This window comes from Bradyrhizobium sp. JHI2711 (genome assembly GCF_056156565.1).
Genome location: NZ_JBPZPT010000002.1, coordinates 1237100 through 1259009 on the forward strand (window position 1 = coordinate 1237100; position 21910 = coordinate 1259009).

At 65.0% G+C, this 21910-nt stretch carries 22 protein-coding genes; 7 read left to right on the forward strand and 15 right to left on the reverse strand.

Translation table 11 applies throughout. The annotated features are described in order from the left end of the window. Positions 1 to 145: 145 nt before the first annotated feature. The 3 genes from ACTEK7_RS18340 to ACTEK7_RS18350 form a co-directional block, all read right to left on the reverse strand. Complete coding sequence (locus tag ACTEK7_RS18340; RefSeq protein WP_225146363.1) at positions 146 to 1372, reverse strand: ABC transporter substrate-binding protein; 1227 nt, start codon at positions 1370 to 1372, stop codon at positions 146 to 148. Positions 1373 to 1506: 134 nt separating this feature from the next. Next, on the reverse strand, positions 1507 to 2436 hold the full coding sequence (locus tag ACTEK7_RS18345) for an alpha/beta hydrolase (RefSeq protein ID WP_225146364.1): 930 nt from the start codon (positions 2434 to 2436) through the stop codon (positions 1507 to 1509). A 229-nt stretch (positions 2437 to 2665) separates the two neighbouring features. After that, a complete protein-coding gene (locus ACTEK7_RS18350) occupies positions 2666 to 3235 on the reverse strand; it encodes an alpha-ketoglutarate-dependent dioxygenase AlkB (RefSeq protein ID WP_225146365.1) in 570 nt (189 codons plus the stop codon). A gap of 79 nt (positions 3236 to 3314) precedes the next feature. Between ACTEK7_RS18350 and ACTEK7_RS18355 the strand changes: the two genes are divergently transcribed. Then, positions 3315 to 3455 (forward strand): hypothetical protein, encoded by a 141-nt coding sequence (locus tag ACTEK7_RS18355; protein WP_167361649.1) that lies wholly within the window; start codon positions 3315 to 3317, stop codon positions 3453 to 3455. Here ACTEK7_RS18355 and ACTEK7_RS18360 read toward each other — a convergent pair. Genes ACTEK7_RS18360 through ACTEK7_RS18370 form a run of 3 tightly spaced genes read right to left on the reverse strand, consistent with a single transcriptional unit; the run spans position 3452 to position 7267 of the window. Continuing rightward, the gene (locus ACTEK7_RS18360; RefSeq protein WP_225111643.1) at positions 3452 to 5038 is read right to left on the reverse strand and encodes an ATP-binding protein; all 1587 of its coding nucleotides are present in this window, start codon (positions 5036 to 5038) and stop codon (positions 3452 to 3454) included. The two genes, ACTEK7_RS18355 and ACTEK7_RS18360, sit on opposite strands and share 4 nt — an antisense overlap. Then, complete coding sequence (locus ACTEK7_RS18365) at positions 5035 to 5739, reverse strand: response regulator transcription factor (RefSeq protein WP_109142397.1); 705 nt, start codon at positions 5737 to 5739, stop codon at positions 5035 to 5037. The genes ACTEK7_RS18360 and ACTEK7_RS18365 overlap by 4 nt, the downstream gene beginning before the upstream one ends. A gap of 19 nt (positions 5740 to 5758) precedes the next feature. After that, positions 5759 to 7267: a DUF4153 domain-containing protein gene (locus ACTEK7_RS18370; protein ID WP_225146366.1), complete on the reverse strand. Its 1509-nt coding sequence runs from the start codon at positions 7265 to 7267 to the stop codon at positions 5759 to 5761. Between the two features lie 188 nt (positions 7268 to 7455). Here ACTEK7_RS18370 and ACTEK7_RS18375 point away from each other — a divergent pair, with 188 nt between their 5' ends. After that, complete coding sequence (locus ACTEK7_RS18375) at positions 7456 to 8799, forward strand: glycoside hydrolase family 3 N-terminal domain-containing protein (RefSeq protein ID WP_225146367.1); 1344 nt, start codon at positions 7456 to 7458, stop codon at positions 8797 to 8799. On the opposite strand, the gene ACTEK7_RS18380 is transcribed toward ACTEK7_RS18375, so the two are convergent. From ACTEK7_RS18380 to ACTEK7_RS18395, 4 genes are all read right to left on the reverse strand, one after another. Continuing rightward, on the reverse strand, positions 8796 to 10418 hold the full coding sequence (locus ACTEK7_RS18380) for an ABC transporter substrate-binding protein (protein ID WP_225146368.1): 1623 nt from the start codon (positions 10416 to 10418) through the stop codon (positions 8796 to 8798). The two genes, ACTEK7_RS18375 and ACTEK7_RS18380, sit on opposite strands and share 4 nt — an antisense overlap. A gap of 127 nt (positions 10419 to 10545) precedes the next feature. Next, a complete protein-coding gene (locus ACTEK7_RS18385; protein WP_225139339.1) occupies positions 10546 to 11817 on the reverse strand; it encodes a DUF892 family protein in 1272 nt (423 codons plus the stop codon). Between the two features lie 120 nt (positions 11818 to 11937). Then, positions 11938 to 13392 carry a dihydropyrimidinase gene (gene hydA, locus ACTEK7_RS18390; RefSeq protein ID WP_225146369.1) on the reverse strand — a complete coding sequence of 485 codons (1455 nt, stop codon included), beginning with the start codon at positions 13390 to 13392 and terminating at the stop codon, positions 11938 to 11940. Positions 13393 to 13462: 70 nt separating this feature from the next. Then, complete coding sequence (locus ACTEK7_RS18395; protein ID WP_074447688.1) at positions 13463 to 14092, reverse strand: TetR/AcrR family transcriptional regulator; 630 nt, start codon at positions 14090 to 14092, stop codon at positions 13463 to 13465. A gap of 99 nt (positions 14093 to 14191) precedes the next feature. Here ACTEK7_RS18395 and ACTEK7_RS18400 point away from each other — a divergent pair, with 99 nt between their 5' ends. From ACTEK7_RS18400 to ACTEK7_RS18410, 3 genes are all read left to right on the forward strand, one after another. Continuing rightward, positions 14192 to 14887, forward strand: coding sequence for a PspA/IM30 family protein (locus ACTEK7_RS18400; protein WP_225146370.1), 696 nt, complete (start codon positions 14192 to 14194; stop codon positions 14885 to 14887). 52 nt (positions 14888 to 14939) lie between these two features. Next, on the forward strand, positions 14940 to 15215 hold the full coding sequence (locus tag ACTEK7_RS18405) for a YiaA/YiaB family inner membrane protein (protein ID WP_035997898.1): 276 nt from the start codon (positions 14940 to 14942) through the stop codon (positions 15213 to 15215). Between the two features lie 119 nt (positions 15216 to 15334). After that, positions 15335 to 15541, forward strand: coding sequence for a hypothetical protein (locus tag ACTEK7_RS18410; RefSeq protein WP_025033895.1), 207 nt, complete (start codon positions 15335 to 15337; stop codon positions 15539 to 15541). Between the two features lie 83 nt (positions 15542 to 15624). Here ACTEK7_RS18410 and ACTEK7_RS18415 read toward each other — a convergent pair whose 3' ends face one another. The 4 genes from ACTEK7_RS18415 to ACTEK7_RS18430 all read right to left on the reverse strand — a co-directional run bounded on the left by ACTEK7_RS18415 (position 15625) and on the right by ACTEK7_RS18430 (position 19359). Next, positions 15625 to 16086 carry a DUF3237 domain-containing protein gene (locus ACTEK7_RS18415; protein ID WP_035997901.1) on the reverse strand — a complete coding sequence of 154 codons (462 nt, stop codon included), beginning with the start codon at positions 16084 to 16086 and terminating at the stop codon, positions 15625 to 15627. Between the two features lie 203 nt (positions 16087 to 16289). Continuing rightward, complete coding sequence (locus tag ACTEK7_RS18420; protein ID WP_225146371.1) at positions 16290 to 17609, reverse strand: TRAP transporter large permease; 1320 nt, start codon at positions 17607 to 17609, stop codon at positions 16290 to 16292. A 2-nt stretch (positions 17610 to 17611) separates the two neighbouring features. Beyond that, positions 17612 to 18121 carry a TRAP transporter small permease gene (locus ACTEK7_RS18425; RefSeq protein WP_035997911.1) on the reverse strand — a complete coding sequence of 170 codons (510 nt, stop codon included), beginning with the start codon at positions 18119 to 18121 and terminating at the stop codon, positions 17612 to 17614. A gap of 221 nt (positions 18122 to 18342) precedes the next feature. Next, a complete protein-coding gene (locus tag ACTEK7_RS18430) occupies positions 18343 to 19359 on the reverse strand; it encodes a TRAP transporter substrate-binding protein (RefSeq protein WP_225146372.1) in 1017 nt (338 codons plus the stop codon). Positions 19360 to 19774: 415 nt separating this feature from the next. Between ACTEK7_RS18430 and ACTEK7_RS18435 the strand changes: the two genes are divergently transcribed. Next, positions 19775 to 20194 (forward strand): PaaI family thioesterase, encoded by a 420-nt coding sequence (locus ACTEK7_RS18435; protein WP_225146373.1) that lies wholly within the window; start codon positions 19775 to 19777, stop codon positions 20192 to 20194. An 84-nt stretch (positions 20195 to 20278) separates the two neighbouring features. Here the strand turns inward: ACTEK7_RS18435 and ACTEK7_RS18440 are convergent, their stop codons facing one another. Further along, positions 20279 to 21163: a LysR family transcriptional regulator gene (locus tag ACTEK7_RS18440; protein ID WP_225146374.1), complete on the reverse strand. Its 885-nt coding sequence runs from the start codon at positions 21161 to 21163 to the stop codon at positions 20279 to 20281. Positions 21164 to 21284: 121 nt separating this feature from the next. Here ACTEK7_RS18440 and ACTEK7_RS18445 point away from each other — a divergent pair, with 121 nt between their 5' ends. After that, positions 21285 to 21893, forward strand: coding sequence for a pyridoxamine 5'-phosphate oxidase family protein (locus ACTEK7_RS18445; protein WP_225126449.1), 609 nt, complete (start codon positions 21285 to 21287; stop codon positions 21891 to 21893). The last annotated feature ends 17 nt before the right edge of the window (positions 21894 to 21910 follow it).

The window sequence follows — 21910 nt, forward strand, 5'->3', positions numbered from 1 at the left end:
GGTGGGGTGATCTCTCAACACGGGCAGTTTACGACGTGGAGAGACCGTCACCCCACCCCGCTACGCATTCCGCTTCGCTGCATGCGTAGCGACCTACGGGCGAGCTACGCTCGTCCCGGACCCCTCCAGGGGAGGGTAAGTGACCTCACCTTGCCGCCCCTTCCGTGAACGCCGTCTCGATCACATCCCCAAACGGCTGCCACGACCGCCCGTCGAACTGCACCAGCCGCATCTGCCGGATCGGCAGGTAGCGACTGGGCGAGGTGTTCATCCTGATGTTGGGCAATGCGACCGAAGGCTGATAGTCCCTGAGCGAAGCCGCCTGGCGCATGATGTTGTCGCGTGAAAAATCGTCGCCGCATTGCTTCAGCACCTGCGTCAGCGCCTCGGCCGCGGCGTAGCCATAGACGGCCGCACTGTTGTTGGTGCTTTCGACCCGATGGTATTTGTCCATGAAGGCGAACCAGTCCTTCATGCCGGGATCGTCCTTCCAGGCGGGATCGCTCGGATCCTTCAAAAAGGCCGCCGAAATCACCCCGGCAGAGTTTTCCAGCCCCGCGGGCGCCATCGCGTTGGCGATCGAGGCGGAGGCATCGTTAACGATGAAGACGGGACGCCAATTCAGGGACGCTGCCAGCTTGATCACCTTGGATGCGGTCGAGGGCACGCCGAGGAAGACGAAGATGTCGGCGCCGGCGCGCTTGAGGATCGAGACGTGCCCGTCGAGATGCTCGTCGGCAAGGTCGAAGGCGATGTCGACCAGGACGTGACGGTTGAGATCGCCGAGTCCCTCCTGGATGCCCTTGTAGAGCATGCGCCCGAACTGGTCGTTCTGCCAGAGCACGACGATCTTCTTCCTCGGGTAAGAGGCCTGGATGTAGTTGGCGTAGATGCGCCCTTCCGACCGGAACGACGGCTGCCAGCCCATGGTCCAGGGAAACGCGCTCGGCTGGCTCAGCTCCTCGTCGCCGGAGGCGACGAACAGTTGCGGGATCTTCTTCTCGTTCAGGTACGAGCGCGTGACGAGATTACCGGGCGTGCCGAACGAGCCGAACATCAGGTGCACGCCGTCCTTCTCGACCAGCTTGCGCGTCAGCTCGAGCGCGGTCGCCGGATCGGAATTGTCGTCGCGGGTGATGAAGCGGATCTTGCGGCCATTGATGCCGCCGCGCGCGTTGACCATGTCGAAATAGGCCGCTTCCGCCTGGCCGATCGCGCCGAATTCCGAGAGCGGCCCCGAATACGGCATGACATTGCCGATGCGGATTTCCTCATCGCTTGCGGGTTGATCCGAGTGCTGCTGCCGCGACATCGCGCCCAGCGATGCGATGGCAATCACGGAAACGAACAGCATCCTGCCGATGACGCGCATGTTCGATGCCTTGTGGTTGGCCCCCAACGAGGTCGGCTCAGTCCCCACCAAGGCCGCTTGATCTAGGTCAAGCGTTTGGCAATCGTGTGGCTGTCGCGCTTCGATGAAAGCGGCAGGCGTGCTGCCGCAACGCGTTACGGCAACCCCCGCGCCTCGAGCTGACGCACCAGCAGCAGCGTCGGCTCCGCGAGGCTGTCGCCGGAACCATCGAGGCCGAAGGCGTTCGCGATGCCGTCGCGGCTGCGCAGCAGCGTGCTGCGCGGGCAATGGCCGGCGCCGCACAGCGTCTTCTTCAGCGTCTCGCCTTGCGCCACGAGGCCGGCGGAATCATCCGCGGCCCAGGCCAGCACGATCGGCACGTCGACATTGAGGATGCCGGGGAATACCGAGCGCTTGTCGTACTGGGTGGCATCGCCGCCGAGATAGGCCTTCTCGCTGTCGCTCGCGTCCTTGTCGACGCGGTAGATCCCGGACACCAGCACCACGCCCGCGACGTCGGCGCCGGCTGTCTGCAGCTCGGGATGCGCCAGCATGGTCGCGACGTGGAAGGCGCCGGCGCCGTAGCCGACCGCGACGATCTCGCGGGCATCGCCGTTGAAGAGGTCGATATTGCCATGAACCCAGGACAGCGCCGCGGCCACATCGGACGCGCCGGCCGGCCAGGTCGCCACAGGCGCCAGGCGATAATTGACGCGGACCCCGATCATGCCGTTGCGCGCGGCAAAGCACATGGCCTGGTCCTGGATCTGGCGCGCCAGCTCCGGCGCTCCGCGGTCGCCGGTGAAGGTATCCCCAGTCACGAACAGCAGCACCGGCCGCGGCGTATCGGCCTTGGTCGCGCTGGCCGCGACATCGAGCACATTGGCCTCGCTCTCGCCATAACGCAGGCCGCGCGAGAAGGTGACCTGCTCGCAGAGTCGCGCGGTGCCGCCGGCGCTGGTGTCGGAATCGGTGAGGCCCACCTGCACGAGACCCGAGGGCGGCCGGAGCCGGCCCGGCACGGGTCCGTGCGCGGAGGCCGCGGTCATGGCCAGAAACAGGAAAAATGTCAGATAATGCTTCATGGGTGTGGCGGCCTTGCGGGGCTCCATATCGGCTCGCTGATCTGGCCCGTCTTTTCAATTCATCTCATTAGTCAGCCGGCCTTGAGGCGAATTCGCGGCACCTTGGATGCGCAGCCGCCGTTTATCCCGATCCGTCAGGCCGTTGTCCAGCGCCGCCGAGGCTCGCGCCTGAAACGGCTTTCTACTGTGCATGGGGTTGTTTTCGCACCTTTTGTTTTGGCCTGGTCCGTCAGGCCCGCTTCATCGTCCGGAAGGTGATGGAATAGCGCCGCGCCGCGACCGGGGGGATGCTGTGCTCCCACTGCGACCGCGCCTCGCCGTCCATCATGTAGAGCGAGCGCGGCAGGGCGGTGAGCGTGTGGCGCTCCCAGGTCTCGCCCTTGCGGCGGCGGAAGCGGAAGTTGCACGGCGAGCCCAGTGACAGGCCGAGCACCTTGTCGAAATGCGGCTTGTCGCGATGCCAGCCGATGCCGACGCCGACCTCGTATTCGGTGCACAGCACCTGCCGGACGCTGCCTTCCGGCAGCGCCGCCCAGGCCTCGGCCTGCCGCGCGACCGGCCGCACCCAGTCCGGGATCGGATCGGCCTCGGCGAGACGCTGCAGCGTGTAGTCATAGCGATAGCCGAACGACGCCACCCGGCGGTTGCCCTCGAACGCGCCGAACTGAAAGCGCTGGAGCGGCAATGCTGCGATGCGGCCGATCAGATCCTGCTCGGCGGCCCGATCGATAAAATCGTCCGTGTAGCGAAGTCCGGCCGGGCCTTTCTGCGGGTCGGCGAACAAACCTAGCTGCGTCATGCCTCGCATTTCCGTGATGGAACCTCTTTGCGGCTGATGCGACTTATCTATGACGCGGGAAGAAACGTGCGAGGCTGTCATGGCAGAGAAGCATACCGCCGATCCGGTTGAGATCATGCGGGCGACCGGTCATCCTGAGTTGGAATACGCCGCCGGCTGGACCATCGCCGGTCTCGCCACCATCGGCACCATCGTCGCCGTCTGGGTCTTTGCGATCTAGGCAACCGGAAACTGGAGCTCGAAGGCTGCGCCCTCGTCGGTCGGCTTAAGCCTGATCGAGCCGCCATGGCTCGCCATCACCGCGCGCGCGATCGCCAGCCCCATCCCGGTGCCGCCCTGGTCGCGGCGGGTGGTGAAGAACGCATCGAAGATCCTGTCGCGGTTCGGCGCCGAGATCGGCTCGCCGTCATTGCTGACCGTCACAAGCACGGTCGTCCGTGCGTCGACCGCCTCCAGCCTGATCGTGCCGGCCTTGTGCCGCACCGCATTGTCGGCGATGTGCGACAGCACGATCAGCGCCTTCTCCGAGGACATTCCGATCGCCCGGTCGAGGCTGCCGCTGGCCTCGATCGCGCTTGCCGGAAACCGGCTTCTGAGATCGGCGATCACGGGTGCCAGCTCGGTGCGCTCGTTCTGCGGCAGGCTCTCGGCGCGGGCGAGCTCCCGCAGCCGCTGCGCCATCGCCTCCAGCCGCTGGGTATCAGACAGGATGTTGGCGATGAAGGTGTTCTGCTCGGCCGGCGTCAGGCCCTCGGCCTTGCCCTGAACCGAATCCTGCAACAGCTCGGCTGCGCCCTTGATCGAGGTCAGCGGCGATTTCAGCTCGTGGGTGAGATGGGCCGAAAAGGTCGCGATATAGTCGGAGCGCCGCGCCAGCTGCTCGGCCATGCCGAGGAAGCTGTGCGAGAGCTGGGCGAACTCGCGCGTGCCGTAATGCTTCAGCGGCTGGAACGCCTCCCGGTCGCCGCGGCCGATTCGGGCGGCGCGGTCGATCAGCTCGCGCATCGGCAGCGTGATGGTGCGCGAGAACACGAGGCCGATCGCGATGGTGCCGAGGATGACGGCAAGGCCGGCCAGCACGAACTTGGCCCGCTCCTGGTAGAGATGGTCGAAAATGTTGCTCGGCGTGCGCGTCGTGTAGATCACGCCGGCGACGCGGTTGTTGACGATGACGGGCATCGCCGAAAACACGTGCACGCCGAGGCCGCGGCTGAAGGAATAGATCGGCGGCGGCGGCTTGTCCGGCACGCGGTTGCGTAAAGTCGCGCGGTATTGCCCGTGCAGGGCGTCCGCGACTTCCTCGATATGGGCGAGCGACTGCCCGACCTCCTGCCGCCCGGCAATCACGACGCCTTGCGGATCGAGGATGCGAAAGCCGGCCAACGTCACCTTCTGGGTCTCGCGGATGATCGGCGTCAGCCTGGCCCCGATCTCGACATAGGCTGCTTGCGCCTGCCCGGGCGCGGGCAATGCGTCGGGCCGCCGCCGCAACAGGTCGTTCGCGGTGAGGTCGAGCGCGGGGCGGATCGGTGTGACCTGGTCGCCGGGATCGGGCAGCACGCCCGGCGGCACCTCGGCGCCGAGCACGAGGCCGCTGTCGAGCCGGGCCGTCACCTCCTGCGCATAGATCGTCGCCAGCACGCGGCTCTGTGCGATCAGCTCGGCCTGGGTCTGGCGGATCAGCTGGTTGTCGTAGAGACGGAAGAAGAACAGGCCGACCAGCGGCAATATGCCAACCGTCGCCAGCACCGTGAAGATCACGAGGGTGAGTGACGGCCGCCATTTGTCGGGCGCGGCGCTCATGCCTCTTTCTCGCAGCGGCCGAGCTTGAAGCCGACGCCGTGGATGGTCTCGATCACGTTGTCGCAAGCAAGCGCCGCGAGCTTGGCGCGGATGTTGCGGATATGGCTGTCGATGGTGCGGTCGGAGACCTGGATGTTGAGCTGATAGGCTGCGCGCATCAACTGCTCGCGGTTGAACACCGATGTCGGCCGGGACAGGAACGCGCGCAGGATGCCGAACTCGATCGCGGTCAGCTTCAGCGGCGTGCCGGCAAAGGACGCGACATGCTGTTCGGGATCGATCAGCAGCCCGCCTTGCGTCAGCGCGGTGGGCCCGGCCTTGGCCTCGCCGTTGCGCGGGCTGAGGCGGCGCAGGATGACATTGACCCGCGCCACCAGCTCGCGCGGGCTGAACGGCTTCGTGACGTAGTCGTCGCCGCCGATCTCGAGGCCCAGGATACGGTCGATCTCCTCGTCGCGCGCCGACAGGAACAGGATCGGCACGTCGGAGCCTTTGCGAATCTCGCGGCAGACGTCGAGGCCGTCGAACTCGGGCATGCCGATGTCCAGCACGATGAGATCGGGCCTGTCGGCGGCAAAGCGGAGAAGCGCCTCCTTGCCGTCGCGGGCCTCGATCACGTCCATGCCGGCCTTCTTCAGGGCGACGCGGATGACCTCGCGGATGTGGCCTTCGTCGTCGACGATGAGAATGCGATGCGCCAAGAAACTCTCCGTGTCCTCGTCAACTCGCCGGCTGGCTGCCGGCCTGAGCTTTCGCCTCGGCGTCCAGCCTGCGCTGGAGTCGCCAGTTGCGAAAGCCCCAGCTTCGCCAGGCCAGGTCCTGACGCTGCTGTTCTACAAGGCGGTCGCGGCGTGACACAAGGCAGCCCTCTTTGACGGCGGGCCGTAGCGCGATCGCCTTGTCGATGGCTGGCACCGCCTGCGGCCCGAGCGTCAGGAGATAGTCGATGTCGATCTGCACGCCTTTTCCCGAAACTTCCCGGCTGTGGACGACATTGTAGTCGGCGATGAAGGCGTCGAAGTTCACGAGCGAGCAGCCATAGAGCACGATCGCCAATGCGGCGAGATTGGCGCCGATCAGCCATTGATTGGACCTGTCGAGCACGATGCGCGCGACGATCAGGATCAGGCCGAGCGCTACCAGTCCCATCCAGACGAACGCTGCAATCCGCCAATAGGTCAGCATGTAGATGTCGACATAGAGATCGAGCCGGCGGATGGAGGAGACGACCAGCAGCACGTTCTGTCCGACCCAGAGATAGACCAGCGGCCGGATCACCTTCGATTTCTCGGCCGGCCCGCCCGGACGCATCGCCACCAGCACGAAGGCAGCGGCGAGGAGGGCGGTTGCGATCAGCGGATAGGCGCCGCGATGGGCGTAGGCCGCATAGGTCATGTTGTCGGGCAGCGCCGCGTGGCCCCAGAGATAGATGCCGTCGAGAATGGACTGTGCCGCGAACAGCAGGTTGAACAGGATCAGCGAGCGCAGGATGGTGGAGGCGCCGAGAAATTCCGCCGAGACCATGGGCGGCAGCGGCGGTGGCACGGGGCCCTCGGCCACGGCGGCGGCGACGACCGCCCTGCGCCGCCAGCGCACATGGATGAACGGCCAGACCAGAGCCAGCATCAAGGTCCAGAACAGGACGCGCCACATGTTGACATAGTCGAGCATGACCTTGGGATTGAGCAGCGACACCCATTGCTCGATCACCGGATTTGCGGCGGCGAACAATGCGATGAAGACGGTGCTGAGCGCCGCGGGCATCAGCCAGAGCGCGATGCCGCGGGTGAAGGCCGACATGTTGAAGGCTTGGGGCGCATCGAGGAAGAACCTGAAGGGACCGAGCAGGAGGAAATTGCACAGCGCGCGGGCGCGGTCGGTGAGCCCGGTCGTATCGGGATTGGTTGCAAGCAACAGCGCAATCGTCAGCGACGCGACGAGGATCAGGAACGATAGCGTGTTGAGCTCTTCCATGGCCGGCACAAGGCCGAGCACGAGGATCGCGCCGCTGATCGCCGCGCGCCGCCAGTCCACGGCCGCGTGATTGAACAGCACCGACACGCAGGCGGTCGCGACCGCAAACAGCGTCAGCGACAGCCCGATCCGCTGACCGTAGAACAGCCAGTCGGCGAGCCCGGCCAGCAGCAGCGCCATTGCGAGCTTGGCCGACAGTGCAGACGGCCTGATCGGTTGGATGTCCGTCGTCGACGTCGAAGCCAGGCTCGTCATGTCCAGAAAGTCTCCGTGAATGGTGGCATCACGAACTCTGAACGGTGCTTGCGCAGAAGCCGCGGCCATCGTCTGCACGGTTTCAGGAGTCTTTTGCAGTTTTCGTGCAGGCGCGCTTTTGCCTCTCGCGCGGCGCGATTCGCCTTGTTAGGTGCGAAGCGTTCATCGCCCATCGCACGTGGTGCATCATGCAATTCCTCCGCCGTATTTGTCTCGTCCTGCTCTGGCTGGCCGCCCCGATCGCTGCATTTGCGGCTGCGAACAAGAACGATCCCTATCTGCTCGTGCTGCGCGGCGCCGGAAACATCTCCCTTGTCGTCGCAAGCATCGCAATCGTCGCTCTTCTGCTGCGCGGAGGTCACTGGCGCACCTTCGCCGGCAAGGCGCTCGTCGTGCTCTGGTGCGTGCCGCCTGTCTTGATTTCCGCCGCGCATCTGAAGTTCGAGCTGCGCAAGCATGACGTTCTCGGCGCCGGCGCCGCCCAAGCGCGGCAGCTCGGGCCGCACTTCATGGTCGGCTATTCCTCCTTTCCCGAGGTCGCGCGTCTCGCCAGGCAGGGCCTGATCGGCGGCGTCTATGTCACCCGGCACAACATCCGCGGCCGTGCCATCGAGACGCTGTGGGCCGAGATCGCGGCGCTGCAGGATCTCAGGCGCGCAGCCGGCCTGCCGCCGCTGATCGTCGCCGCCGATCAGGAGGGCGGCATCGTCGGACATCTTGCGCCGCCGCTGACGAAAGTGCCGGCGCTGGCGACGCTCACGGGACTGGCTTCCGATGAGCAGCAGGCCAAGGCCGAGGAGTTCGGCCGCATCCACGGCCGCGAGCTCGCCCACGTCGGCGTCAACCTCAATCTTGCGCCGGTGCTCGACCTCAAGCCGCCGGCGCGGCGCAACCGCCTCGATTTTCACACGCTGATCGGCCAGCGCGCGATTGCGAGCGATCCCGCCGTCGTCAGCACCATCGCGAGCGCCTATGTGCGCGGGCTGGAAGAGACGGGCGTCGGCGCCACGCTCAAGCATTTTCCCGGCATTGGCCGCGTGCGCGCCGACACGCATCATTTCAGCGCCAATCTTGACACGCCGGTGAAGGAGCTGGAAGCAACCGACTGGCTCCCGTTCCGCGAGGTGCTGTCGCATTCGCGCAGCGCCCTCATGGTCGGCCACGTCACGCTCACAGCCGTCGATCCCGATCGCGCCGCCTCGCATTCGAAGCGCGTCGTCGAGGGGATCATTCGTGGGACGTGGGGTTACCAGGGCGTGGTGATGACCGACGATCTCATCATGGGCGCGATCTACCAGAACGACGTCTGCAAGGCCGTGGTCGAGGCGATCAATGCCGGCGTCGATCTGCTGCTGGTCGCCTACGACGGCGCGCAGTTCTACCGTGTCTTTGCCTGCGCCCTGGAAGGATCGCGACAGGGCAGGCTCGACGCGGCGATGCTGCATGCGAGCACCGCGCGCCTGGAGCGCGGCTTTTCGACCATGCAGGCACGAGCTGCCTCACGCGCCATCAGCGTCGCCCGGCAGAACTAGCCCTTCGCGAACTGGCGGTAGTCCGGTTCACGGTGAAACCAGAATTCGTAGCCGGAGATGCCCTTTTGCATGGCAACGTCGTGGATCGGCTGGTTGAGCGGAACCACGGGGACGTCGCGCATACAGAGCGCGATGAAATCCTTCACCGTCCTGTCGTATTCGGCGGCATCGGTGGTGAAGCGCGCCTTGTCGATCAGGGCGTCCATCTCCTTGTTCTTGTATGAGGAGATGTTGAAGATCGAGTTGTTGCCGTGGAAATTCCAGTAGAAGTAATATTCGGGATAATCGAGCCAGCCGCTGAAGCGGTTGAGCGCGAGCGGCAGCTCCTTCTTGTTCAGCGTCGTGCGCCAGTTCGCGCCGGGAATCTTTTCGATTGCCGCCTTGATGCCGATCTTGGCGAGATTCTCCTGGATCAGGATCGCGGTCGGCTCGCCGACGGTGGCGGTGCCGGCGTCCAGCGACAGCATCGTCTCCAGGCCGGATTCGAAACCCGCTTCCTTCAGCAGAGCCCTGGCCTTGTCGAGATCGGTGACGTAAGGAAACGGTTGCGGCCACACCGGCTTTGAGACTTCGGCGGTGCCGCCATACATGGGAACGGCGCGGCCGAAGAAGGCGCTGGTCTGAATCTGCTCGTACGGCATGGCCCAGGCGATGGCCTGGCGCAGCTTGACATTGTCGAACGGCGGCTTGGCGGTGTTCAGCGCGACGTACCACAGCGCGTTCGGGATCGGCACGCCCGAGACCTTGACCTTGCCCTCCTTGATGATCTGCTCGAAATCGCGCGGGGCAAAGCCGCTGGAAATATCCGCATCGCCCCGCTCCAGCATGGCACGGCGCGTGCCGGCGGAGGGAACGTCGCGGGCAATCACGCGCTTGACCTTCGGCAGCGGCCCGCTCTTCCAGTCGTCGAAGCGCGTCAGCACGGTCTCGCTGCCCGGCTTCCAGCTCTCGATCTTGTAGGCGCCGCCGCCGGCCTCGTTGTTCTTCAGCCAGGCCAGCGCCCACGGATCTTCCGGCGTCGCGTTCTTCCTGGCGAGCTCGGAATTGATGATGAAGGGCACGACGACGGCCACGTTGAACAGCAGCATCTTGTCATTGCGGACATAGTCGATACGGAAAGTGTGGTCGTCGACCACCACGAACTGCTCCGGCTTCTCCAGCGATCCCGCCGACATCTGGAAGGTCGGAAAGCCGCCGACCTTCACGGCGCGGTCGAACGACCATTTGACGTCCTTGGCGGTCACAGGCGTGCCGTCGTGGAATCTGGCATCCTTGCGAAGCTTGAAGGTGCAGGACATGCCGTCGGCGGCGACCTCCCAGCTCTCGGCGAGCTCGGGCGCGAGCTTCTCGCGGTCATACGACAACGTGCCGTCCGGCAGTGTCTTGGAGGCGTAGGTGAGCAGGCGGTCGTAGCAATTCCAGGACAGGCCGTTCACGGTCTGGTTGGAGCCGACGCCCTGCATGTCCAGCGAATTCGGCCCCAGCTCCTGCACCACCAGCAACGTCTCGCTGCGTCCCTGCGCCCAGGCAAGACGCGGCGCAAAAGCTGCCGTACCGGCGACACCGAGGCCGCCGAGCATGACGCTCCGGCGGTTCAAATCGAGGGGTGAAATGCTCAAGAGTGCCTCCCGTTCCGGAATTGTCCGGCATCGAGAGGCAAGCTGTATGCCAGAGCCAGGAAGCCCCAAGCCGCCCCGCGACAAGGCGAGGCGGCTTGGATCGATAGGTGTTGCGCGTCGGCGCGGACTACTCGGCCTGCTCCAGCGCGGCGGGCATCTTCGCCACCGACATCAGCGATCGCGCGACCTGGTTGAGCAGGAGATCGGCATTCTCTTCTTCCGCAAGGGATTTGGAGAGCAGGGCGACGATCGCGCTGTGGCGCAGCTGCTGCGCGAGGTTGCGCGCGGTGGTGTAGCCGGACATCTCGTAATGCTCGACGCGTTGCGCCGCAGAGATCAGCGCGAGGTCGGCGGCTGCATCCTCCTTCTCTTGGCTTTCCTTCATGACCTCCTGGCCTTCCTCGATCAGGCCCATCATGCCCTTGCAAGGCTTGGCGCGCGCGTTCTCGCCGAGCAGCTCGAAGCACTCGTTGATGCGCTCGACCTGATTTTCGGTCTCGGCCAGATGCTGCTCGAACAGTTCCCGCAACTGGTCGAAGCGGGCGGACTGCGCCATCTTCGGGAGCGCCTTGGTCAGCTGCTTCTCGGCATGGAGGATGTCACGCAGCTCATGGAGCAGCAGATCGGTCAGGCCGGCCTCGTCGACAGGCGGCGAGCTCTCCGTGACGATCGGGGTGGCAGCGCCGGGATCGGCGGATTGCAGCGCAGGCGATTCCGTGAACACCCAGTCCTCGCCCTCGTTCCACGGGCCGCGGGTGTCGATTTCGCCGTGGTCGCCGCTGCCGGTGGAATCGTTGAAGTACTGGTTCACGAGGCCGGGCGTCGGGGCAATCCGGCCGATGCTGAAGGCCGGCTTCGACAGGCTCTCGAGTGCGCGCGCGAACGCCTTCATATGCGTGATCTCGCGTGTCATCAGGAATTGCAGCGCGTCCTTGCTGCCGGCATCGTCGCAAAAATTGATCAGGCGCTCGTAGACGATCTTGGCACGCGCTTCGGCGGCGATGTTGCTGCGGAGATCGACGTCGAGCTCGCCCGTGATCTTGAGATAATCGGCGGTCCAGGGATTGCCTTGCGAGTTGAACAGATTGACGCCGCCTCCGCCGGCAATCGCTATCAGAGGATCGGCCTCCGCCGCCTGGCGGTCATTCCGCGAGGGCGCAAGATGCATCCGGGCGAGGCAACCGACGACCTCGAGATGGCTGAGCTCTTCGGTGCCGATATCCATCAAGAGGTCCTTGCGGTCGGGATCCTCGCAATTCAGTCCCTGAATCGAATATTGCATCGCAGCCGCAAGTTCGCCGTTGGCGCCGCCGAACTGCTCGAGGAGCATATTGCCGAAGCGCGGATCGGGTTCGTCGACGCGCACGGTGAACATCAGCTTCTTGACGTGGTGATACATGGGGAGACTCGCGTGCTGGAGAGAAACTACGCGACAACGAGGCCTCCAGCCGTTCGTTCCTAAGTCTCTCCAGGATCGAGGCTGTCGTTGCCCCGGACCTCTGCCAGGGAGCGCGATGGCTTACGGCGTCACCGCACTGCGCGCGACGGCGCGCGGGGCCGTCAGTTCCTTCCAGGTCGAATTTGCCACATGCACCGGCGAGAAGGCGGGACGTTCGACGTATTGTCCATCGCCGGCCTCGGCGCGCAGGTCGCCATCCTTCCAGACGATACGGCCGCGCGACAGCGTCGCGGCCGCACCGCCGGTGCAGGCAAAACCCTCGAACACGTTGTAATCGATCCGGCTCATCTGCCGCTTGGCGCTGATGGTCTTGCTCGCCTTGGGATCCCACACCACGATATCGGCATCCGAGCCGACGGCGACCGCGCCCTTGCGCGGATAGATGTTGAGGATGCGGGCGATGTTCGCCGAGGTCACCGCGACGAATTCCTCTTTGGTCAGCCGCCCCGTGGCGACGCCCGCGGTCCAGAGCAGCGCCAGGCGATCTTCGAGGCCGCCGGTGCCGTTCGGGATCTTCCTGAAATCGCCGCGCCCGAACCGCTTCTGCTCGGTGGTGAAGGCGCAATGATCGGTCGCAACCACCTGGAGCGAGCCGGCTTGCAGGCCGGCCCAGAGGCTGTCCTGATGCTGTTTGTCGCGGAACGGCGGCGACATCACGCGCTGTGCGGCATGATCCCAGTCCTTGTTCTGATATTCACGCTCATCCAGCAGCAGATGCTGGATCAGCGGCTCGCCATAGACGCGGTTGCCGGCGGCGCGTGCCCGCGCGATGGCCTCATGCGCCTCGCGGCAGCTGGTGTGCACGATATAGACCGGCGTGCCTGTCATATCGGCGATCATGATGGCGCGGTTGGTGGCTTCGCCCTCGACCTCCGGCGGCCGTGAATAGGCGTGGCCTTCCGGGCCCGTGACGCCGCGCGCGATCAGGGCGTCCTGCATCAGGGCGACGACGTCGCCGTTCTCAGCATGGACAACCGGCATGGCGCCGAGATGGGCGCAGCGCGCGAACGAATTGTAGAGCTCGTCGTCGTTCACCATCAGCGCGCCCTTGTAGGCCATGAAATGCTTGAAGGTGTTGATGCCGTAGGTTTTGACCACAATCTCCATCTCGTCATGGATCTGCTTCGACCATGACGTCACCGCCATGTGGAAGCCGTAGTCGCTGGCCGCCTTCTCGGATTTGTGCCGCCACTCCTGATATGCCGCGAGCATGGATTGGCCGGGATCGGGCAGGCAGAAATCCACCACCATCGTGGTGCCGCCGCTCAGCGCCGCCTTGGTTCCGGATTCGAAGTCGTCGGCGGTGACGGTGCCCATGAACGGCATTTCGAGATGGGTGTGCGGATCGATCCCGCCCGGGATGACGTAGGCGCCGCCTGCATCGATGACCTCGCTACCTGTCGGCGCATCGAGCGCTGCGCCGATCGCGACGATGGTCTCGCCGTCGATCAGCACGTCCGCGCGGCGCGAATGATCGTGATTGACGACGGTGCCGCCGCGGATGAGGAGGGGCATGAGGTGCTCCGAGAGGTGAAGGGACGGCTCGAAGGCTAAGCGCGCGACTGGCGATGCGACAGGTGAAATTTTAGTCAGCCGCCGCCGCTCCTTTCACGTCGTGCGCGATCAGCCCGTCGATCATCGCGCGCACGAGGCCCGTGATCTCCTTGCGCAGCGCCGGCAGCGGCACGGCCACCAGCTTCCGCTCCAGCCCGAGCGCCGCCATGCCATGCACGGCCGAGAACAGGCTGCGTGCGGTGATGCCGAGTTCCTCCGGGCTGCGCCCAGGAAACAGTGCGGCCAGCGGCTGGTAGATATGACGGAACAGCTGCATCTGGTCGTGCACGGACCAATCCGGCACCAGCTTGCCCGTCTCCATCCGGTGCTCGAACAGCGCGCGCCAGAGCTGGAGGTTTTCGGCGGCGAAATCGCAATAGGCGAGGGCGATGCGGACCAGGGATTCCCGTGGCGATGGCTCGCCGGCATTTGTTGCGAGAGTCAGCGTCTCGTCGAGCCGGAGCAGCGTGCGCGAGCCGACCCGCAGGATCAGTTCGTCGACATCAGCCACGAGATTGTAGACCGCGCCATTGGCGCAGCCGATCTCGCGGGCCAAATCGCGGGTCTTGAGACCCGCCAGCCCCCGCTCGGCGATCATCTGTTCGGCCGCCTGGATCAGGGCCGCACGCAATTTCTCTCGCCGTTCCAGGGCCTTAGTCATTCTTAACCAAATTCTTGAGCGTCGCTCAAAATAATATTGAACGATGTTCAAGGTTCCTGCTACCATCTGTGAGCAACGCTCATAGACAGGGAGCAACCAATGTTCAAGACCGTCGTGACCCTCTTCCGCGGCAGCGTCGCCGCTGCGGGCGAGGGACTGGAAGATCGCACCGCCCTTCTGATCCTGGATCAGCAGATGCGCGATGCAGCCGCAGCCGTCGAGCGCAGCAAGCGCACGCTGGCGCTGGCGATCGCGCAGGACCAGCAGGAAGGCCGCAAGCTCGAGGCAACGAATGCGCGCATCGCCGATCTCGAGACCCGTGCCGTTGCGGCGCTGGATGGCGGCCGCGAGGACCTCGCCAAGGAGGCCGCCGAAGCCATTGCGGCGCTGGAGGCCGATCGCGATGCGGCCATGACGGCGCGCGCGCTGTTCGCGACCGAGATCATCAGGCTGAAGCGCCACGTCGCCAACGCGCAGGCCCGCATCACCGAGCTCGATCGCGGTCGCCGGATCGCCCGCGCCTCGGAAGCGGTGCGCTCGCTTCGCCGCAGCGGCATCGAGGCCGCGCGCCCCTATGAATCGACATTGCCGGAGGCGGAGGGGACGCTGAGGCGTCTGCGCGAGCGGCAGATGGAGGCTCAGGCGGCCGACGATGCCCTGGTCGAGCTCGACGCGGCCACCGGCCCGCTCGCCACCGCCGAACGACTCGCCGAGCAGGGCTTCGGCCCGCGGCTCAAGACGACCGCCGACGATGTGCTGGCGCGCTTGAAGTCCAGGCGCATGCCGGCGGGCTGATCTCAAGTTCCAATCCGAACGCAATCATCATTCCAATCGACAGGAGACCATCATGAACCAGAATGGCCAGCCCCACAGCGGCGCCTGGGTGAGCTTCACCTACGCGTCCTTCGCAGCTTCCGCCTTCCTCGTCGCCATCGGCATCTTCTTCCTGCCGATCGACCTCTGGATGAAGGGTTATCTCACCATGGGCATCGTGATGATGATCCAGACCTGCGTCACCCTGACCAAGACCGTGCGCGACAATCATGAGAGCAGCCGCCTCGTGAACCGCATCGAAGATGCCAAGGCCGAGCGGCTGCTGATGGAGGTCTCCAAGGCGGCGTAAGGCGAACGGTCGCAGCGCGCGCTCTGGGGCGACAGGGGCGCGCGCGGCAGGCAGGGTGCATTGTGCTTCGCGTGCAGGTGCGATATGGCTCTCGCGCTTTCCAGAGGCGGAGACGAGCTTTGTCGAAACAATCCCTGCGCGAGGAGGCCGAGCGCCTGATCCGCGAATCGATGGAAAAGAAGACCATCGTGGTCAAGCAGGGCACGACCCGCATCGAGGCTGTCTGCGGCAAGTGCGGAGCGCCGAACCGGGTGCAGGCGGAGAAGGGCCAGACCCGCGTCAAGTTCGCCTGCAAGAACTGCGGGCATAAGCAAGAGACGTTGTAGGCGTCTTCGCCTCTACCGGGGTCGCTTCGGCGATGCGCAGCATCGTCTGCCGCGATCCGGGTGAGGGCCCTACGGCCTCTCCCTCACATCACCTGATGCACGTCGATCACGACGCGATCCGCATGGCGCGCCGCTGACGCCACGAAGATGTGCTCCATCAGCCAGCGGTACGTCTCGTGCCCGGTCTCGAACTTCGGCACGGTGCGGAAATAGATCAGCTTCGGATCGACCGGCTCGCCGCGCTTGAGCTTGTGCAACAGCTCGACCGGGCCGAAGCGCATACCCTTGTTCTCGACGTAGACGGTCGCACCGTCGTCGGTCTCGAAGGCGTATTTCGCTTCGAGATCGATCAACTCGTTGGGCCGGATGGTCTGGAAATCGGCGCCGAAGGGGAGCACCTTTCCGCTGACCGCGCCCGTCACCTCGCCGCCGATGATCGGAATGATGCGGCGGACGCCGATCCCGGTCTCGCCCGCGGTCACGACGTCGCCGATCCGCGCGGTGATGGTGAAAACGTATCTTGTTTCGAGGGTCGGGGTGGTCATCTCTGCCTCCAATTATCGACGAGCCTTCCCTTCTCCCCTTGTGGGAGAAGGTGGCGCGAAGCGCCGGATGAGGGGTCTATCTCCACAAGCGTGCTCGCGGAGAGAGATCCCTCACCCGTCTCGCCGCTATCGCGGCGAGCCACCCTCTCCCACAAGGGGAGAGGGGAAGCAGCCACGCCGTGCGGCATTCAATCTTGTCACCTCTAATGCGCCATCATCCGCGTCGGCAGCCAGGTTGCCAGCAGCGGGAAGGCGATCAGGATCACGAGGCGCACGAGGTCCGTTGCCACGAACGGGCTTACGCCCTTGAAGATGGTGGAGAAGGAGACGTCCTTCACCACGCTTTTTATGACGAAGACGTTCATGCCCACGGGCGGAGTGATCAGGCCGAGCTCGACGGTCACGACGATGATGATGCCGAACCAGATCGGATGGAACCCCAGATGCATGATCACCGGGAAGATGATCGGCACGGTCAGGATGATCATCGCCATGGCATCCATCAGGCAGCCGAGCACGAGATACATCACCATGATCAGCGCCAGCACGCCGTAGGGGCCGAGGCCGAGCCCGGTGAGGAATTCCGTCACCTTCTGCGGCGTCTGCGTCACCGTGAGGAAATAGCCGAAGATCAGCGCGCCGATCAGCACGGTGAACACCGCAGCCGCGGTGCGCGTCGCCTGCAGCAGCGAGGCCAGCACCTTCTCGCGGTCGAGCCGGCCGGTCAGCACGCCGATGATGAAGGCCCCGGTCGCGCCGACGCCGCCGGCCTCGGTCGGCGTGAAGCGCGGCAGGAAGGGCAGGCCGTAGAGGCCGCCGATGACGAAGATGAACAGCAGCACCGGTGCCCAGATCTCCTTCAATCCGGCAAAGCGCTCGCGCCACGGCGTCACCTTGCCCTTGGGCAGGAACTCGGGGCGGAAATAGCCGATCAGGGAGATCGTGATCATGTACATGGTCATCGCGAGCAGGCCCGGGATGATGCCGGCGATGAACAGCTTGCCGATGTCCTGCTCGGTGATGATGCCGTAGACGGCGAGCACGGTGGAGGGCGGCAGCATCGCGCCCAGGGTGCCGCCGGCCGCGATCACGCCGGTGGCGAAGGATTGCGGATAGCCGAAGCGGCGCATCTCGGGATAGGCGACGGCGGAGAAGGTCGCGGCGGTCGCGACCGAGGAGCCGCAGATTGCGGCAAAGCCGCCGCAGGCGCCGACGGTGGCAATGCCGAGTCCGCCGCGCAAATGTCCGACGAAACCGTTGGCGGCGCGGAATAGCTCGCGGCTCATGCCGGAATTGCTGACGAAGGAGCCCATCAGCAGGAACATCGGGATGACGCCGAAGGTGTAGTCGGTCACCGTGCGCATGGTGACCTGACCGACCATCTTCAGGGCCGGTGTCGAGCCCACGAGATAGCTGAAGCCGCACACGCCGACGAGGCCCATGGCCATGCCGACCGGCACGCGCAGCAGCATCAGGGCGAACAGGGCGACGAAGCCGATGACGGCGACGGCGTCGGTACTCATGGTTACTCCGTCACCTTGATCTTGGGTTCATGCATGTCTTCGGGGTGGAAGATCAGCCGGTACGTGCGGATCGCGATCAGCAGCACGGCGCAGACGTCACCGATCCACGCGACGAGGAAGAACGGCCATGTCGGCATGTGCAGGTCGAAGGTCTGAACGTTGTCGTTGTAGGTCAGCCGGACCTTGTCGAACAGCGTCCAGGTCTGCACGGTGACGACGAACAGCAGCACCAGGGTCGCGAACACGTCGATCCAGCGCTGATGGCGCGGCCCGACATTGCCCCAGACCAGGTCGACGGTGATGTGGGTGCCGCGATAGGAGGTTGCCGCGATGCCCCAGAAAATGAGGATGCCGAGCAGCATTCGGCCGATGTCGAAGCTGTCGGGGATCGAATAGTTCAGCGTGTTGCGCAAGAGCACCGACAGGAAGATGTCGAGCGCGACGATGCCGACGAAGCCGGCCGCGATCCATTCGATCGAGTCGATCACGCGATCCATCCAGGAGCGCTTCATGGGGTGGTCCTACCGGGTGAGGTGATTCGTTTAAGCCAGATGTCGCCGCGCACTTCGCCTCTCCCCGCGTGCGGGGAGAGGTCGCAGCGCATCGAAGATGCGATGCGGGTGAGGGCGACTCTCCGCGAGTCCGTCTGTCATCATCTTTGCAGAAGCAGCCCCTCACCCCGACCCTCTCCCCGTAAGGACGGGGAGAGGGGGAGAGAGAGCTCGCCACCACGTCACTCCGCCAGCGCGTTGTACTTCTTCAGCGAGGCTTTGAGCTCCGCGAGCGCCGCATCCGGTTCGGCGCCGGCCTTCTTGGCGCCGTCGCCCCAGGTCTTGACCAGCGGCTCGGCGGCCTTCTTCCAGGCGGCGATCTGCTCGGGCGTCAGCTTGTAGACCTCATGGCTGGATTCCGCCTTCACCTTGGCGATGCCGGCGTCCTCGAACTTGCCCCAATGCTCGCCGACCGCGCCTGCCATCTCGACCGTGCAGTTCTTGTCGATCGCGGCCTTCTGCTTGTCGGACATCGCATTGTACTTGTCCTTGTTGATCACGAACACGAAGGTCGTGGTGTAGAGCGGCGCCTCCATGTCGTATTTGGTCACCTTGTCGATGCCGAACAGCACCAGTGAGCCCCAGGGGAAGGTGACGCCGTCGGCGACGCCGCGCTCGATGATGTCGCGCACTTCCGGCGCCGAGGACTGCACATTGGTGCCGCCAAGCGAGGTGACGAAGTTCGCCATGGTAGCGTGCGCCGGGCGGATCTTCATGCCCTTCACGTCCTCGGGGTTGACGATCTTCTTGGTGCGGGAATGGAACGAGGAGGGCGAGTGGACGAAGGCGAGGCAGTATTTGACGTCCTTCATCTCCTTCTCGGCAAATTTGCGATACCACGCGTCGAGCCCCATCGAGCCGCCCTTGGCATCCGAGATCAGGAACGGCAATTCCCCGGCGCCGATGATCGGGAAGCGGCCGGGCTGGTAGCCGGGATTGACATAGGTGACGTCGGCGATGCCGTCGCGCGCCATGTCGTAATGGTCGAAGGCCTTGCCGAGCTGCTGGGCCGGAAACACCTTGCCGGTAATGGTGCCGCCGGAATCCTTGTTCACCGCAGCCACCCAGTCTTCCAGCGATTTCTGCAGCGGATGCGATGCCGGCACCCAGTGCGAGACCTTCAGGTCAAATGTCTTGTCCTGCGCGAGCGCGGGGCTCACGCTTGCTGCCAGCAGCAAGGCCAGACAGGCTTTCCTCATCACGCGTCTCTCCCTTTTGCGACGGCGGGCTTCGTTGGCCCGGTCTCGTTAATTAACATGTTATCTAATTCGCCGGCGCGTTCAAGCCGGAACTGAGGCCCGCCGTGTCGCGCCATCTACGTCAGTCATGTTGCATGGATTTGTCGCTGCTCGGGCGACCACCGCTCTCCCTTTGCGCAAACGTTATATGGTATAATTATCGCCTGCGAGCCTTTGCCACAAGCAGGCTGCGGCCAAAGCCTAACAGGATCGGAAGCAGCATGTATTGCGGACAAAGGTCGCAATCGTCGGGCCGTTGCGGCGATGGCGGGGCTCGTTTCAAACATCTGCACAAATTCCGTTTAAATCTTTGTAGGTGATGCATTCCTCGCGTCATTCGCTTCCAATGCAGCCGAGGCAATGAAGCGAGACCGCCATGACCCCCACCGACATCCCCGCCGGCTACGAGCCACATTTCCGCAAAGCGCCGCTGACCGATCCCTGGGAGCCGCTCTATTCGAAGAAGACCGATAAGGGCGTCACTGTCGGACTGCGCCTGGCGACGCCGCACACCAACGCCCGCGGATTGATCCATGGCGGGCTGATCGCGGCGCTCGCTGACGCCGCCATGGGCTACAGCTGCGCCCAGGCGACGGGCTGGACCACGTCATTCGTCACCATCTCGCTGTCGGTCGACTATGTCGGCGCCGCCGAGATCGGCCAATGGCTGGCGGTCGAGGGCGAGGCGATCAAGACCGGGAACACGATCTGCTTCGCGCAATGCCTGGTGAAGGCGGACGACGCCGTGATCGCGCGGGCCAGCGGCACGTTCCGCGTGGTGCCGAAGAAGGGGTAGTGTCGTTCCGGGGCGGTGCGAAGCACCGAACCCGGAACCTCGAGATTCCGGGTTCTGGCTTCGCGAGCCCCGGAATGACAATGATCACCCAAACCTCCACTCCGCGGTCTCCACCACGAGGTCGACGAACGCGCGCACCTTGGCCGAGAGCAGGCGCGAGGTCGGGTAGACGATGTGGATCGGCAACGCCGGCTGCTCGTATTGCGCCAGCACGATCTTCAGGCGTCCGCGCTTCAGGCCCTCGGCGGCCTGATAGGCCAGCACCCGCGTCACGCCGCCGCCGGCCTCGGCATATTGCAGGGCGGCGTCGGCGCTGTTGCTGATGAAGCGAGGCGACAGCGGCAGCCCGATATCGCGGCCGTCGCGCAGGAAACGCCATTCGGACCAGGGGCCGAACTGGATGGTCTGGTGCGTGGCGAGCGCTTCCGGCGTCTTCGGCTCGCCGTTGCGCTTGAGATAACCGGGCGCGGCCACCACGACCCGCCGCATCTCGCCGACCTGGCGCGCCACAAGCGAGGAATCGGCGAGATGGCCGATCCGCACCGCGGCATCGACGGCGTCCTCGACGAGGTTGACGAGATGGTCGGACAGCCTGAGTTCGGCGGCGACCTCGGGATAGCGCTTGAGATAGGCGGTCATGAGAGGCCCGACATGCAGCCGGCCGAAGCCGACCGGCGCGGACACGACGAGACGCCCGCTCGGCTGGTTGCGCTCCTCCCGCGCCGAGCCGTCGGCCTCCTCGACGTCGGCGAGGATGCGCCGCGCGCGCTCCAGGTAGCGCGTGCCGACGTCGGTCAGCGCCACCTGCCGCGTGGTCCGCTGCAGCAGGCGCGCGCCGAGATGCTCCTCCAGCGCCGCGATCATCCGCGTCACCGCCGACGGCGACAGCCGCAGTTTGCGCGCGGCCGGCGCGAAGCCGCGCAGGTCGGCGACCGTGACGAAGACGTGCATGGCTTCCAGGCGGTCCATGGACACTATTGCATAAATCGCAATGATGAAGTGTCAAGCTGCTCAATTGTTTTAGACGCCGAAAGGTCCAGATTAGGCGCGGAAGACGCAGCAATGCGCCGGAATTTCAGGAGACGTTCCGATGACGGCAGTTCACACCTATGCCAGCGACGTGGCCTTTTCGCCGGCGGTGAAGACGATCCAGGCGCGCAAGGGCTCGCGCGAGGCCTATGCGCGCAGCGAGCAGCGCGGCTGGCGCACCGAGGTCGACGACAATCTCGCCGCGTTCCTGGCCGACGCCAACAGCTTCTATTTCGCCACGGCTTCAGCCGACGGCCAGCCCTACATCCAGCACCGCGGCGGCCCGAAGGGCTTTCTCAAGGTGCTGGACAAGCAGACGCTCGCCTTCGCCGACTACGCCGGCAACCAGCAGTTCATCACGCAAGGAAATCTCTCGGAGAATCCCAAGGCCTACATCTTCGTGATGGACTACGCCCACCGCCGCCGGGTGAAGATCTGGGGCGAGGCGCGCGTGGTCGAGGACGACGAAGCCCTGACCACGTCGCTGATGCCGAAAGGCTACCGCGCCCGGCCCGAGCAGGTGATCCTGTTCAAGATCGCGGCCTGGGACACCAACTGCCCGCAGCACATCCCGCAGAAGTTTGATGCAGCCGATGTCGCGGCCGCGCTCGCCGCGAGGGATCAGCGGATCGCAGAGCTGGAAGCGGAGGTTGCGGCGCTGAAGGGGTAGGCGGCGAGCTTAGCCTC

What these genes read in the sequence shown, in the direction of transcription:
- ACTEK7_RS18400 (WP_225146370.1), top strand. Translation starts at nt 14,192, where the DNA reads ATGTTCAAGACCGTCGTGACCCTCTTCCGCGGCAGCGTCGCCGCTGCG.
- ACTEK7_RS18350 (WP_225146365.1), bottom strand. Translation starts at nt 3,235, where the DNA reads ATGACGCAGCTAGGTTTGTTCGCCGACCCGCAGAAAGGCCCGGCCGGA.
- hydA (WP_225146369.1), bottom strand. Translation starts at nt 13,392, where the DNA reads ATGCCCCTCCTCATCCGCGGCGGCACCGTCGTCAATCACGATCATTCG.
- ACTEK7_RS18420 (WP_225146371.1), bottom strand. Translation starts at nt 17,609, where the DNA reads ATGAGTACCGACGCCGTCGCCGTCATCGGCTTCGTCGCCCTGTTCGCC.
- ACTEK7_RS18415 (WP_035997901.1), bottom strand. Translation starts at nt 16,086, where the DNA reads ATGACCACCCCGACCCTCGAAACAAGATACGTTTTCACCATCACCGCG.
- ACTEK7_RS18385 (WP_225139339.1), bottom strand. Translation starts at nt 11,817, where the DNA reads ATGTATCACCACGTCAAGAAGCTGATGTTCACCGTGCGCGTCGACGAA.
- ACTEK7_RS18435 (WP_225146373.1), top strand. Translation starts at nt 19,775, where the DNA reads ATGACCCCCACCGACATCCCCGCCGGCTACGAGCCACATTTCCGCAAA.
- ACTEK7_RS18445 (WP_225126449.1), top strand. Translation starts at nt 21,285, where the DNA reads ATGACGGCAGTTCACACCTATGCCAGCGACGTGGCCTTTTCGCCGGCG.
- ACTEK7_RS18440 (WP_225146374.1), bottom strand. Translation starts at nt 21,163, where the DNA reads ATGGACCGCCTGGAAGCCATGCACGTCTTCGTCACGGTCGCCGACCTG.
- ACTEK7_RS18430 (WP_225146372.1), bottom strand. Translation starts at nt 19,359, where the DNA reads ATGAGGAAAGCCTGTCTGGCCTTGCTGCTGGCAGCAAGCGTGAGCCCC.
- ACTEK7_RS18360 (WP_225111643.1), bottom strand. Translation starts at nt 5,038, where the DNA reads ATGAGCGCCGCGCCCGACAAATGGCGGCCGTCACTCACCCTCGTGATC.
- ACTEK7_RS18355 (WP_167361649.1), top strand. Translation starts at nt 3,315, where the DNA reads ATGGCAGAGAAGCATACCGCCGATCCGGTTGAGATCATGCGGGCGACC.
- ACTEK7_RS18345 (WP_225146364.1), bottom strand. Translation starts at nt 2,436, where the DNA reads ATGAAGCATTATCTGACATTTTTCCTGTTTCTGGCCATGACCGCGGCC.
- ACTEK7_RS18405 (WP_035997898.1), top strand. Translation starts at nt 14,940, where the DNA reads ATGAACCAGAATGGCCAGCCCCACAGCGGCGCCTGGGTGAGCTTCACC.
- ACTEK7_RS18425 (WP_035997911.1), bottom strand. Translation starts at nt 18,121, where the DNA reads ATGAAGCGCTCCTGGATGGATCGCGTGATCGACTCGATCGAATGGATC.
- ACTEK7_RS18340 (WP_225146363.1), bottom strand. Translation starts at nt 1,372, where the DNA reads ATGCGCGTCATCGGCAGGATGCTGTTCGTTTCCGTGATTGCCATCGCA.
- ACTEK7_RS18370 (WP_225146366.1), bottom strand. Translation starts at nt 7,267, where the DNA reads ATGACGAGCCTGGCTTCGACGTCGACGACGGACATCCAACCGATCAGG.
- ACTEK7_RS18395 (WP_074447688.1), bottom strand. Translation starts at nt 14,092, where the DNA reads ATGACTAAGGCCCTGGAACGGCGAGAGAAATTGCGTGCGGCCCTGATC.
- ACTEK7_RS18375 (WP_225146367.1), top strand. Translation starts at nt 7,456, where the DNA reads ATGCAATTCCTCCGCCGTATTTGTCTCGTCCTGCTCTGGCTGGCCGCC.